This window comes from Streptomyces sp. NPDC057565 (assembly GCF_042801455.1).
GTDB lineage: Bacteria > Actinomycetota > Actinomycetes > Streptomycetales > Streptomycetaceae > Streptomyces > Streptomyces yanii.
Genome location: NZ_JBHVFU010000088.1, coordinates 10,835 through 24,311, shown reverse-complemented (window position 1 = coordinate 24,311; position 13,477 = coordinate 10,835). Strand labels below are relative to the sequence as shown.

The window sequence follows — 13,477 nt, the reverse complement described above, 5'->3', positions numbered from 1 at the left end:
ATCAGCGGACAGGGACCATTGGCAGTTCGTGCCCACCGAGTTCACCTACACGTTCTGCAGAGCGGCCAGCGACACCGGCTTGCCTCCCGGGCCCCAGAACCAGGAAGGAGCCTGGACGCGGCCGCCGCACTCGGTCGGCTGCCGGCACACCATGCCCGACGTGCCGGCCCCCTCCGCGCACCGAGTCCGCCGCGATCGCGGGATCGTCAGCAGTGGGCACCGTGACCCACTCCGAGACGGGCATGGTCAACCTGTTTTCGTCAGCGACCCCTCACACGTCGGGGCCGCCGTTCTCGATTGACGGCTGCGGTCGGCTGCAGCGTACGGATCATCGTGATTCGTCACGGAAGTGGTAGCGCCGGCGGCGTCCGGCCACAGTTGGTCCCGTCCAGCCAGATCTCATTCGATCTTGCCTTACTTGGTGAGCGCGTCGTACAGGGCGTTCAAGGTCGGGTTGATCGGCACCGTGGACATGGGTCCGGCTCCCTACTGTGCAGAGTGGCGCGCTGGAGGTGGCGACACACTCACAGTGGGCTCGGCAGCAGCCACCATAAGTCACGGCATACATGGGATCAATAGTTCTGACGCGGAGAGATTGCTCGCGAGGAATATGCCCATCGAGCCGTCGACTCAAGGCGGCAACGAGCCTGCTGTTGCCTGGTTTTAGGGCCATTTCTTGCATTGATGCCTCGTCAAGCAAGCCTCATCGGCGTCTCCCTCGGCGGCATACGCTTGTCGGCCACCGCAGTTCCTCCTGCGCGGAGGCTTATTGATCCGATGTTTTCCCCTGGCTTGCCGACGCCCACCCTGTTCCGGGTGCTGCGGCGACAGGGGCGCAGCACAGCCCTGCGTGATCTCCACGCGGGCGCCGCTGACCGTCGCCTTCTCCTCGGTCGGCCACCCGCAGACTGCGGCCACCGGCTGCTCGGACACTGTGGACCGGGGCCGGGGTTGGCCCCCGGCTGCACGAGGCCCTCCTCGCCAAACTCCGCGGCACGAACGCTCTGTACTTTTCCCGGGCGACAGTCGACGGCTCCCGATGAGACCGCCGCACGAGCCGACCACCTGCGCGAGCAGATCGTGCTGCTCACCACCGCCCTCGCCGAGACCGAAGCCCGCCTGGCCGAGCTCACCGCGACTCGCAAGGTCATCGACGGCCTCACCCCGCCCGATCACGCAACGGCCCCCGCGGAGACCGTCACCGTCTACCAGCGCATCGTGACCACGTTCAACGAGCACCCCGGGAAGGTGTTCCGTGTCCGCGATCTGCACGAGCACCTCGGCCTGCCCACCGACGAGGCCTCGATCAACGTCACCCGCTCCCGCCTGGGACGACTCGTCCGCCAAGGACTCCTCGAACAACCCGGACGCGGCCGCTACCAGAAACGGACTTAACGCCCTCTCAGAGGGCGTTTAGGCATGCTTGGTAGAGATAGGTCGCCTTCGAGTCCGGCGGCTTTCGGGTAACTCCGTCCTATTGAGGGTCTAATCGTCTGCCCTGCATTGGTTATCGAGGCATCCGTTTAGCTCGTACATAGCCCTCGGATTCCGTTTGGCTTAGCAATGCCCTGGAAGCTCCCTGTCTGCAGGGAGCTTCCAGGAGTTTCGGGCCATGGTTGTTAGTGGCAAATCATGACAGAGTGTGTTGAAACGGTCAGTGCGAATCAATATTAAACGCCCAGTCAGACCTGGCAATCGATCGCGACCTTCAGCACGTCGCCGGATGGGGACGTCAGCAGTGGGAGGGCGGCATCGACAAGGTTGGGCAGCGGCACGCGGTGGGTGACCAGGCCGTCGGTGGTGAATCGGCCGTCGGCCAGCCAGTGCACGGCCAGTGTGACGTCGACGTCCCACAGGTGTGCGGCCGAGCCGACCAAGTAGCGTTCACCCAGCACGAGTTCCGGCAGGGAGATCGCGTGGCGTTCCCCGCCCAGGCCGACGGCGACGACGGTGCCGCCGCGGCGGCAGGCGGTGAGGGCGCGGTCGAGTTGGCCGGGTGCGCCGCTGCACTCGTAGACCACATCGAAGCCCGGCGGGCCCAGTTCGGCGAGCAGGGCGTCGAGCTCGTCCGGCGCGCAGGCTCTGGTCGCACCGTGGGATTCGGTGTGTGCGCGGCGGAACGGACTCGGGTCGACCAACCAACAGCGGGTCGCGCCCGCCGCAAGGGCTGCCTGGGCGGCCAGTTGGCCGACCGTGCCGCCACCGATCACCAGGGCCGTCGCCCCCATCGGACTGGGCGCCTTGCGGACCGCACGCACGGCCACGGCCGCGGGTTCGGCCAGGACCGCCCGCTCCGGTGCGAGACCCTCGGGAAGCGGTACGCAGGTGCGTGCCCTGGCGACCATGTACTCGGCGAGACCGCCGTCGTCCTGCTGGCCCGGCACGGACAGCTCAGGGCACAGCCCCTCCTCGTGGCGCAGGCACCACCAGCACCGGCCGCAGCCGTTGACCACATCTGGCACGACCAGGGTGCCGACCGCGGGGCCGCTGCCGTCCCTGGCGGCCACCACCACCTCGCCGACCACCTCGTGCCCCAGGGTCAGCGGCGCCATCCGGCCGCTCCCGGGGTGCGGGGCGTCGGCCGGGATGATCAGCGGCCCGGCGCGGAACTCCTCGAGGTCGGTGCCGCAAATACCGCACCAGTGCACCTTGACCAACACTTCGTCATCGCGCGTCGGGCGCAGCTCGACTTGCTCGACGCGGAGGTCTCCGCGCCCGTGCCAGCGGGCGGCAAGCATGTGACTGACTCCTCACTCAGACCGTGGGTGAGCCGGAGAGTACATCTGGTCAGACCGGTTTGGCCAGGCATCCACCTGAACAAGATTTCAGCTGGTCAGAGGTATTGACGGCGAGACGGACCGTGGACAACACTCCGCGGCATGACCGGTCTTACCAGTTCCCCCAGCCAGCCACCTCCCTCCGGCGCCGATGTGGCCTCGATGCTCGAAGAGCGTCTGCTCGACGGCGCGTGGGAGCCGGGCACGCGGCTGCCGTCCGAACGAGTGCTCGCCCAGGAGTACGAGGTGAGCCGCCCGGTGATCCGCGAGGCGCTGCGGTCGTTGCAGGAGCGCGGCCTGATCAGCGTTGCGCCCGGCCGCGGCAGCTTCGTCCTGGAGGTGCGGCCGAGCAGTACTGGTGGCGATCCGCTGCTGCTGGCCCGCCGCGGCGAAGTGACCGCGCGGCACCTCGTGGTGGCTCGCACGATGCTGGAGGGTGAGGCCGCGGCTCTCGCGGCGCAGCATCGCACCGGCGACGACCTCGCCGATATGCGGCGCATCCTGGCCGCGTTCGACCAGGGGTCTGCGCTGTCGCGGCTCGCCGAACTCGACACGGCCTTTCACGAGACGATCGCGATCGCGTCACGTAACCCGGTGATCCAGATCATGTTCGGCTCGATCCGGCCGCTCACGCATGGCGTGGTGGTGCGCAGCCTTTCCGACCGGGTGGTGCGCGGGGCGGCCGTGCCGCTGCACAACGTGATCCTGGACGCCATCGCCAACGGCGACCCCGATGGTGCGCGTGCGGCGATGACGCAGCACATCGAGGCCGCGCAGCGTTACTACGGGACCGATCTTGACGCGGCGTTGACCGACGTCCTCACGCGCCGGGCGTCGACCACGCCGGACGCGGCCTCTCTGATCGCCGAGGTGAGCCGGTCGATCGCCGACCTGTCCGGCTTCGGCACGAACGACTCACTCTGAAAGGGATCCTATGGCCGTCTTGGCCGGTACCGGCATACGAAAGCGGTTCGGCGGCGTGGAAGCGTTGCGTGGCGTCGACATCAGCATCGAGGAGGGCGAGGTTGTCGGCCTGATGGGCGACAACGGCGCGGGCAAGTCGACGCTGATGAAGGTCCTGTGCGGAGCGGTGCGGCCCGACGGGGGCACGATCACGATGAACGGCGGGCCCGTTCAGCTGCGCAGCCCTCGCGATGCCACCGCGCACGGCATCGCCGTCGTCTACCAGGACCTCGCGCTGGTCGACCAACGCGACGTCGCCACGAACGTGTTCCTCGGCCGCGAACCGCGCCGGGGTCTGGTGGTCGACCGCGGACGGATGCGGCGCGAGGCGCGGAGCGTGCTCGATGAGCTGAGCATTCGCATCGCCTCGGTGCGGCTGCCCGTGGGCGGTCTGTCGGGTGGTCAGCGCCAGTGCATCGCGATCGCCCGCGCGGTCCACCAGGGCGGCCGGGTGGTGCTGCTCGATGAACCGACCGCGGCCCTCGGCCCGGAGCAACAGGCGAACGTGCTGAAGCTGATCACCCGGCTCAAGGAGCGCGGCACCGCGGTGATCGTGGTGAGCCACAACGTCGACCACGTGCTCGCGGTCTGCGACCGCGTGGTGGTGATGCGCGCAGGCCAGGTCCAAGGTGTGCGAGATGCGCGCTCCACCAATGCGGCCACCATCGTCGGCCTGATCCTCGGTGACATCGCCGCCGACACCGTTGTTCACACGGAGGTGGCGTCATGACCACGACTATCGACATCGCGACGACCCGCGACGCGGCCCCCTCGCCCCTGCGCAAGCTTTTCGGCGCGCACGAGTTCGGCGTGCTGAGCGCAACGCTGCTGATCTTCCTGTTCTGCACGGTGTTCGTGCCCAACTTCCTGACCAGCGACAACCTTATATCGGTGGCGCAGCAGATCGCGTTCATCGGCATCATCGGCACCGGAATGACGCTGCTGGTCATCGCGGGCGAGATCGACCTCTCCGTCGGATCCCAGTACGGCTTCCTGTCGGTTATGACCGCCTACACGCTCACTGAGATGGCGCTACCGGTCTGGCTCGCCACGGTGCTCGTGGTCGGGTTCGGTGCGCTGATCGGGCTGGTCCAAGGACTCATCACCACCGTCGCGAAGGTGCCGTCGTTCGTGGTCACCCTCGCCGGACTGGCCATCCTGCGCGGCGCCGCACTGCTGGTTACCGACGGCGTGCCGATGTCGGGACCGCCCAACCCGGGCTTCCACGATCTGGTCAGCGGCAACGCGATCGGCTCGCTGGCCGCGCAGACGATCTGGATGGCCGCGGTGATGCTGCTGTTCGGTTGGGTGCTCTCGCGCACCAAGTTCGGCTATGACGTCTACGCCACCGGCGGCAACATGAAGGCCGCGACGAACGCGGGCATCCGCGCGGTCCGGGTGAAGGTTCTCTGCTTCGCCCTGACTGGCGCGCTGTGCGGGCTGGCGGGGGTGATCCTGGTCGGCTGGCTGGGCAGCGCAAACCCGTTGACCGGGAACGGATTCGAGCTCAGCGTCATCGCCGCGGTCGTGGTGGGCGGCGCCAGCCTGGCGGGGGGTGTCGGCAGCATCGTCGGCACTCTGCTCGGCGCCCTGGTCGCCGGCCTGATCGGCAACGCGCTCGTGCTGCTCGGCGTCGAAGGGAACTGGCAGCAGGTCGCCACGGGCGTACTCATCCTGACTGCGGTCCTGATCAATCGATTCATCGCCTCCAGGCAATCCGCCCTGCGCTGATTCCGCTCTCCACCACCATTCGCGTTCCTTCATGGCCACCCCCATCTCTTCTTCCGGGAAAGAGCGAACAATGTCCGAAAAATCCATTGGTAGACGGTCACTGCTCGGCGGCGGTCTGTCCCTCGCCGCGACGGGCGCCCTCGCGGCCGCGTGCTCGTCCACCACCGCGACGAACTCGTCGGGCGGCGGCCCCCTCGCCGGCAAGAAGGTGATCTTCGTCGTGCACGAAAAGAACAGCTTCTTCTCGCCCGTGCAGAAGGGGTTCGAGGCATTCGGCCAGGCGATGGGCTGGAACACCCAGTTCATGGGCCCGGCCGCGTTCGACCAGTCGGCCGTGGTGAACATGATGCAGAACGCGGTCAACGCCAAACCGGACGGCCTGATCCTCACCCGTATCGACGAAACCTCCTACGACGGGGTCATCAAGGCGGCTCTGACGGCGAAGATCCCCGTGATTCTGTCCAATGTGGCCAGTGAGGGTTACGCGAAGCTGGGGGTGGGCTTCGTCGGACAGAAGTTCGTCCCCGCGGGCGTGACCGCCGGTGAACAGATCCTCAAGTACATCGGCAAGCACGGCGGTCGCAAGGACGGCGCGATCATCATCGGCAAGATCCAGGCGGGCAACTCGGCACTGGAGCAGCGCGGTGCGGGTATCCGCAAGGCTGTCGAGGATCACAACAAAGCCAACGGCACCTCCTTCACCACCGAGGACCTGATCGTCGGCACCGATGAGGCAGGCGCGGTGTCGAAGATCAACGACCGTTACAGTCGCGACCCCGCCTCGATCGCGGGCTGGGCGGGCACGGCGTTCGAGTGCCAGTTCGTGTCGACTTGGGCCAAGAGCAAGAACCTGGTCGGCAGGTTCGCCAACGGCGGGTTCGACATGACCGTCCCGGTGCTCAACGGGATCAAGGACGGCAGCGTCGACTTCACCATCGGACAGAACCCCTACGCCCAGGGCTGGGTCGCGGCGGCACTGCTGGCCCAGCAGATCCACCCTGGCTACCCGTCGTTCACCTATGACACCGGCGCGGAGGTCGTCGACGCCGCCAACGTGGCCGCGGTGGCCGACCGGGAGGCGAAGTTCGCATGAGCATCCGTACCGCGGAAGGCCGGTGGTGTCGATGAGGATCGTCGCGCTGGAGACACTGCGCCCGGCCTTCCAGAAGAACCTGTGCGTGGTGGTCCTGCACACCGAGGACGGCCAGGTAGGCCTCGGCGACGCGTTCATGCAGTCCGCCGCCGTCGAAGCCTACCTGCACGACCACGTCGCCCCACTGCTCGTTGGTCAGGAACATCCGTCACCGGAGGCGGTGTCGCAACTCCTGGCCCCTTACGTCGGATTCCAAGGTGGCGGCGTCGAGGTACGCGGCAACGGCGCGGTGGACATCGCGCTGTGGGATCTGCTCGGCCGGCACACCGGGCTCCCGGTGGCGCGGCTGCTCGGGGGCCCGGTCCGCGCCGAGATCCCGGTCTACAACACCTGCGCGGGTCCGGACTACATCCAGGACACCTCCCGCCAGACGTCATCGAACTGGGGTGCGGTCGAAGGACGGTATGAGGACCTGACGGCGTTCCTGAACACCCCCGGAGCGCTGGCGAAGGAACTGCGCGCGGAGGGGCTGCGCGGCATGAAGGTGTGGCCGTTCGACCACGCCGCCGAAGCCTCCGGCGGGACCAGGATCACGCCTGCCGAGATGGACCGGGCGCTCGCGGTGGTGCGGGAGATCCGCGACGCGGTGGGCATGGACCTCGACCTGATGGTCGAGCTGCACGGCCTGTGGTCGCGTCAAGCGGCAGTGGAGATCTGCCACGCGTTGGAGCCGTTGCAGCCGTTCTGGGTGGAGGACCCGGTACGACCGGACGCGGTGGACGCACTGGGCGCGCTCTGCGACGAGGTGGGCGTGCCGATCGCGACCGGGGAGACCGCGCTGGGCCGTCGCGGGTTCCTGCCGATGCTGGGGCAGGGCCGGATCTCCTACTGCACGGTCGACGTGCAGTGGACCGGCGGTCTCACCGAAGCCCGCAAGGTCGCGACCCTCGCGGACACCTTCGCGGTCCCGGTGGCACCGCACGACTGCACGGGACCGATCACCCTCGCCGCCTGCTTCCACCTGACCATGGCCCAACCGAACGCACTGGTACAGGAGACCGTCCGCGCGTTCCTGCGCACCTGGTACCCGCGCGTCGTCGAGGGACTGCCCGAGATCCGCAACGGCCTCGCCCGGCTCAACGACAGCCCCGGTCTCGGGCTCACACTGACCGCCGACCTACGCACCGATCCCGGCACCCGCTGCCGCGTCACGGATCTCACGACTGTGAAAGGACGCTCGTGAACCTCGTCCGCTACCACGACGACAGCGGCCTGCCGCGGGTCGGCGTCACCGGGACAGGCGGGATCCACCCCGTTGACGTTCCCGACATGGCGACCCTGCTGAGGCATCGGGTCACCCGGATCCGGGAGCTCCTCGACTCCGCCCGTCGCCGCGCGCCCATCGATGCGGGCCCGCTGCTCGCGCCGATTGACGGCCGCACCGAGGTCTGGGGTGCCGGGGTGACCTACCTGCGGTCGCGGGCCGCCAGGATGGAGGAGTCACGGCACCAGCTGGTTTACCAGGACGTCTACGACGCCGATCGTCCGGAACTGTTCTTCAAGTCCGCTGCCTGGCGGGTGCGCACCGACGGCGAACCCGCGGGCATCCGGTCCGACTGCACCGACACGGTACCCGAGCCGGAGCTCGCGCTCGTCCTCACCGCGCACGCCGAGATCGTCGGCGCGCTGGTGTGCAACGACTTCACCGCGCGCAGCGTCGAGGCACAGAACCCGATCTACCTGCCGCAGGCCAAGCTCTACGCAGGCAGTTGCGCCCTGTCCCACCAGATCGTGCCCTGGTGGACGATCACCCGGCCGGACGACCTCCCGGTGTCGATCGAGGTGCGCCGAGATGACACGGCGGTGTTCACCGGGCAGGCGCGCACGTCGACCATGAAGCGCGGCTACGCCGAACTCGTCGACTGGCTGTTCCGCGCCGAGGAGTTCCCCGACGGCGCCGTGCTCAGCACCGGCACCGGCGCCGTCCCGCCGCTGGGCGAAGGATTGCGGACCGGCGACCTGGTCCGGGTCGAGATCGGCCAGGTCGGCGAGCTGACCAACGTGATGACGGGCGTGGGCACGTGAGCACCGTCAGCCACAACCCGAGGGACGACTCCGTCCTGGGCACCGTGCCGGACACCGGGCCGGAGGAGCTGGCGGCCATCCTCGCCGCAGCGGCCGCAGCCGGGCCCGTCCTCGCCGCGACGACAGCCACCCGTCGCGGCGAATGGATCCGGGCCGTTGCCGACGCGCTCGACGCCAACACCGAGGCACTGGTGGACCTCGCCGACCAGGAGACCGCCCTGGGCCGGCCCCGGCTGCCGTCGGAGCTGGCCAGGACCACTGGACAACTGCGCTACCTGGCCGCCTACGCCGAAAGCGGTGCGCCCTTCGAACCGACAATCGACACCGCCGACCCTGCGGCTTCACCCACACCGCGCCCGGACCTGCGCAGCATCCGCACCGGGATCGGCGTGGTCCTGGTGTTCACCGCGAGCAACTTCCCGTTCGCGTTCGGCGTCGCGGGTGGCGACACCGCCAGCGCCTGGGCGGCGGGATGTCCGGTGATCGTCAAGGCACACCCCGCGCACCCGCTGCTGTCCGACGCCATCGCCGAGATCATCCGCGACACGTTGGCACAGCGGGGCGCCCCGTCCGGGATGTTCGGTCTTCTGCACGGCGTTGACCCGGCGGTCTCCGCGCTGCGCTCGCCGGCGGTCGCAGCAGGCGCGTTCACCGGATCGGAGACGGGCGGGCGGGCGCTGCACGACATCGCGGCCGGCCGCGAGCGACCGATCCCGTTTTTCGCCGAGATGGGCAGTGTCAACCCGGTCGTGATCACCGAGTCGGCATCGACCGAACGTCCCGCGGCCCTGGCCCAGGGGCTGTGCGAGTCGTTCCTGCTGGGCGCAGGACAGTTCTGCACCAAGCCCGGGCTGATCATGGTCCCCGGCGACAGCGCGGTGCCGCGGTTGCTGACCGCGCTGGTCGCCGACCGCCCGGCCCCAACCATGCTCGACAAGAGCATCAGGGACCGGCACCGCACGGGAATTACCCGGCTCCTCAGCCGGCCGGCCGTCGACGTGGTCGGGACGGGACTCGCCGCGCACCCCACCGGCGCAGGTGAGCAGATTTCGATCGCCTCGGTCGCGGCACGCGAGGTGCTCGCCGCGCCCGAGCTCATCGAGGAACGCTTCGGCCCCAGCACCCTGTTCGTCTCCTACGAGTCACCCACCGAACTGCGCATGCTGCTCGACTTGTTGCCGGGCTCGCTGACCGGCGCCGTGCAGCGGGGGGCGGGCGAGGATGTCCGCGATCTGGTCGGCGCGCTCGCAGTGCGAGCCGGCCGGGTGCTGGTCGACGACTGGCCGACCGGTGTCGCGGTGACCTGCGCGCAGGTCCACGGCGGTCCCTACCCCGCGACCACCGACGCGCGGCACACCGCGGTCGGGGCCGGCGCGATCAGCCGGTTCCTGCGGCCGGTGGCCTATCAGAACGCGCCCGACGACGTGCTCCCCGAATGGTTGCGCGACGTCAACCCCGACGGTGTCCTCCGGCGGGTCAACGGCGCCCTCACAGTGGAGGAGGCAAAGCGGTGAACACCATCGAGGCCACCCGGCTGACCCCTGCGATAACCCACCACGGCGAAGGACCGGTCTGGCTGGGCGAGCGCGGGCTGGGGGTCCTCGACATGCTGGCGGGCGATATCGTGCTGCTCGACGAGAACGGCGCGACCACCGACCGGATCACGCTCGGGACCGTGGTCGCGGCGGTACGCCCGCGCCGCGCCGGTGGATACGTCGCGGGGCTGGAGCGCGGTTTCGCCCTGTTCGACGCCGACTTCGCCAAGACAGCCGAGATCCCGTGCTGGTCGGGCAACACGGTGCGGATGAACGACGGGGCCTGCGACCCGCAGGGCCGGTTCTGGTGCGGCTCGATGGCCTACGACCTGGCGCCAGGCGCGGGCGCGCTGTGGCGACTGGAAACCGATGGCACCAAGCAGGAGGTGCTGGGCGGCATCGGCTGCTCCAACGGCCTCGGGTGGACCCAGGACGGCACCCGCGCGTACTACGTCGACAGCCTCACCCACGGCTTGGACGTCCTGACCGCCACCCCGGACGGCGCCATCACCGACCGCACCCAGGTCGAGAGCCTCGCCCAGGACGGCTTCCCCGACGGGATCGCGGTCGACCGGGCGGGCGGGGTGTGGCTGGCGCTGTTCGGTGCAGGCAAGTTGATCCACATCGACGCGGATGGTCGCCGCGACGCCGAGATCACCTTGCCCGTCGCCCAGGTGACCGCCTGCGCGTTCGGTGGCCCCGGTTTCGACCGCCTCTACATCACCACCTCCCGGTACGCGCTGAACAACCCGGAACCCGAGGCGGGAGCGGTGTTCGTCGCCGAGCCGCCGGTGGGCGGATTCGCTCCGTTTCCGTTCGCTGGATGACAACAACCCATTGATGGCACACGAAATGCTGGAGGCTCACCATGATCGAACCGACTCGTGACTCCATCGTCCGCGCGGAGGTCTCGCGCCGGGCACTCCTCGCGATCGGCGCCGGAACCGCGCTGAGCGTCGCGGTCGGCGCCGGGACGGCAGCCGCCGAGCCCAAGAACAGGACCACGTACTACGTCGCCGCGAACGGCAGTGACACCGCACCCGGTACCTCCGCGGAACCACTGCGCACGATCAACGCCGCCGCCCAGAAAGCCCAGCCAGGAGACACCGTCCGGGTCCGCGCCGGGATCTACCGGGAGGAGGTCGTCCTCCCGCGCGGCGGTACTCACCCCAGCGCCCGGATCACCTACACCGTCGACAAGGGCGCCGATGTCACCATCACAGGATCGGACCTGTTCACGACCTGGACACAGGTGTCCGGGGATGTCTGGCAGCTGAGGATTGCGAACTCGTACTTCAACGGGTTCAACCCGTACGCGGAGCAGGTGCACGGCGACTGGTTCGACGGCCGTGGCAGGCTCCACCGCCGCGGCATGGTGTACCTCGATGGTGCGTGGCTGCCGGAAGCGACCAGCCGGGCCGCGGTGGACTCGAACACGGCGGCGTCCTGGTGGTCGAGCGTTGACGGCCTCGTCGACGGGACCGCCCCCACCTACAAGCCCACCTACGATCCCGACGGCTACACGACGCTGACCGCGAAGTTCCCCGGGGTCAACCCCAACCGGGGCAAGGTCGAGGTCGGCATCCGCGGCACCGTCGTCAAGCCCGCCGAGACGAACTGCGACTACATCACCATCCGCGGCTTCACCCTCCGCAACGCCGCGACGAACTGGGCCGCACCCACCATGGGCCAGGAGGGACTGGTGAGTGCCTACTGGTGCAAGGGCTGGCACATCACGGACAACGAGATCGCCTACTCCCGGTGCTGCGGTATTGCCCTTGGCAAGTACTCCGACGAGCACGACGGCACGCGTGGCTCGGGAGAGGGCTACCTCCAGACCATCGAGGACGCGCAGAAGACGGGCGGCTGGTCGTTCGCGAACATCGGTGGCCACGTGGTGGAGAACAACACGATCCACCACTGCGGCCAGACCGGGGTCGTCGGATCGCTCGGCGCGATCGGCAGCGTCATCGCCGACAACGAGATCTACCACTGCAACACCCAGGGCATCTGGAAGGGGGCCGAGATGGCAGGCATCAAGCTGCACGCGGCCATCGACGTTGTGATCTCGGGCAACCACATCTACAACGCCGGTGAGTGGGCGGCGATCTGGCTGGACTGGATGGCACAGGGAACCCGTGTCCTCGGGAACCTGTTGCACGACAACCGCCGTGACTTCTTCTGCGAGGTCAACCACGGTCCGCTGTTCCTGGCCAACAACGTCATGCTGTCGCAGACAGTCCTCCGGTCCCAGTCGAACGGGGTGGCTTGGGCGCACAACCTCGTGGCCGGCGCCATCAGCGCGGTCGCGGACAGCAGGCAGACCCCGTACATGCAGCCGCACACCACGACGACGATCGCCAAAGCGACCGTCCCGCTCGGGGCGCAGCAGTGGATGAACAACATCGTCGGCGGTCAGGCCAACCTCTCCGTGTGGGACAGGGCGAGCGCGGCGTTCCCCAATTCGATGAAGGCGAACGTCTTTACCAAGGGCGCGAAGAAGTCGGCGCAGGACCAGGGCGGCGTCGACGCATCCACGGTGGAATACTTTCCTGAACTCAGCAAGGAGAAGGAGGGCTGGTACCTGACGGTGCCGCGGGCCGAGTCATGGCGCTCGACCCAGCAACTGGTGAGCACCTCGTCGCTGGCGAACGCGCCGAGGCCGGACCAGCCGTTCACCGACCCGGACGGCTCGGCCATGTCGGTGTCGACCGACTACCTCGGGCTCCAGCGTTCCACCAGCACCCCGTTCCCCGGCCCGTTCGAGACCGCCGGAGGTTCGACCGCGATCAAGGTGTGGTCGCGCGTCGTCCCCACCACCGACGCCTGGGGCAGGCCGGTAGTAACGAATCCCAGCGGTCCGGGCGCGGCGACCGACGCCGACGGCAACATCGCCGTGCACGTGCGCGGTACCGGCAACGGGATCTGGCAGCGCACCTTCAACGGTACGTCCTGGACCGGCTGGACCGGGCTCGGTGGGCCCAACGCCGGCACCTTCACCGGCGCACCCGCTCTGACCGCGGTCAACGGCCGCACCGACGTCTTCGTCCGCGGCGTCGACGATCAGCTCTGGCAGCGGACCTGGACCGCCGCGGGCGGCTGGACTGGCTGGACGGCCCACGGCGGCATTCTGGTGGACAGCCCCGCCGCGGCGACCGACGCCAACGGCAACATCACCGTGCACGTGCGCGGTACCGACAACGGGATCTGGCAGCGCACCTTCAACGGTACGTCCTGGACCGGCTGGACCGGGCTCGGTGGGCCCAACGCCGGCACCTTCACCGGCGCACCCG

At 68.7% G+C, this 13,477-nt stretch carries 11 protein-coding genes; 10 read left to right on the top strand and 1 reads right to left on the bottom strand.

Annotation, left to right across the window (positions count from 1 at the left end):
- Positions 1-1,080 precede the first annotated feature (1,080 nt).
- Positions 1,081-1,395: a type IV toxin-antitoxin system AbiEi family antitoxin domain-containing protein gene (locus tag ACFU8W_RS48645; protein ID WP_384052298.1), complete on the top strand. Its 315-nt coding sequence runs from the start codon at positions 1,081-1,083 to the stop codon at positions 1,393-1,395.
- A 287-nt stretch (positions 1,396-1,682) separates the two neighbouring features.
- Here the strand turns inward: ACFU8W_RS48645 and ACFU8W_RS48640 are convergent, their stop codons facing one another.
- Complete coding sequence (locus ACFU8W_RS48640; RefSeq protein WP_384052297.1) at positions 1,683-2,738, bottom strand: alcohol dehydrogenase catalytic domain-containing protein; 1,056 nt, start codon at positions 2,736-2,738, stop codon at positions 1,683-1,685.
- 141 nt (positions 2,739-2,879) lie between these two features.
- Between ACFU8W_RS48640 and ACFU8W_RS48635 the strand changes: the two genes are divergently transcribed.
- The 9 genes from ACFU8W_RS48635 to ACFU8W_RS48595 form a co-directional block, all read left to right on the top strand.
- Positions 2,880-3,701, top strand: a complete 822-nt coding sequence (locus ACFU8W_RS48635) for a FadR/GntR family transcriptional regulator (protein ID WP_384052296.1) — start codon at positions 2,880-2,882, stop codon at positions 3,699-3,701.
- A gap of 10 nt (positions 3,702-3,711) precedes the next feature.
- Positions 3,712-4,470 carry an ATP-binding cassette domain-containing protein gene (locus ACFU8W_RS48630; protein WP_376344097.1) on the top strand — a complete coding sequence of 253 codons (759 nt, stop codon included), beginning with the start codon at positions 3,712-3,714 and terminating at the stop codon, positions 4,468-4,470.
- Complete coding sequence (locus tag ACFU8W_RS48625; protein ID WP_376344098.1) at positions 4,467-5,471, top strand: ABC transporter permease; 1,005 nt, start codon at positions 4,467-4,469, stop codon at positions 5,469-5,471. Before ACFU8W_RS48630 ends, ACFU8W_RS48625 begins: the two co-directional genes overlap by 4 nt.
- 70 nt (positions 5,472-5,541) lie before the next feature.
- On the top strand, positions 5,542-6,564 hold the full coding sequence (locus ACFU8W_RS48620) for a substrate-binding domain-containing protein (protein ID WP_376668493.1): 1,023 nt from the start codon (positions 5,542-5,544) through the stop codon (positions 6,562-6,564).
- 31 nt (positions 6,565-6,595) lie between these two features.
- A complete protein-coding gene (locus tag ACFU8W_RS48615; RefSeq protein WP_266992894.1) occupies positions 6,596-7,807 on the top strand; it encodes a mandelate racemase/muconate lactonizing enzyme family protein in 1,212 nt (403 codons plus the stop codon).
- Entirely contained in the window at positions 7,804-8,649 is an 846-nt protein-coding gene (locus ACFU8W_RS48610) for a fumarylacetoacetate hydrolase family protein (RefSeq protein ID WP_384052295.1), read from the top strand. Before ACFU8W_RS48615 ends, ACFU8W_RS48610 begins: the two co-directional genes overlap by 4 nt.
- Complete coding sequence (locus tag ACFU8W_RS48605; RefSeq protein ID WP_384052294.1) at positions 8,646-10,163, top strand: aldehyde dehydrogenase (NADP(+)); 1,518 nt, start codon at positions 8,646-8,648, stop codon at positions 10,161-10,163. The genes ACFU8W_RS48610 and ACFU8W_RS48605 overlap by 4 nt, the downstream gene beginning before the upstream one ends.
- Complete coding sequence (locus ACFU8W_RS48600; protein WP_384052293.1) at positions 10,160-11,011, top strand: SMP-30/gluconolactonase/LRE family protein; 852 nt, start codon at positions 10,160-10,162, stop codon at positions 11,009-11,011. The genes ACFU8W_RS48605 and ACFU8W_RS48600 overlap by 4 nt, the downstream gene beginning before the upstream one ends.
- 41 nt (positions 11,012-11,052) lie before the next feature.
- Positions 11,053-13,477, top strand: a 2,425-nt coding sequence (locus ACFU8W_RS48595; RefSeq protein WP_384052292.1) for a right-handed parallel beta-helix repeat-containing protein, incomplete at its 3' end; no start/stop codon positions are given.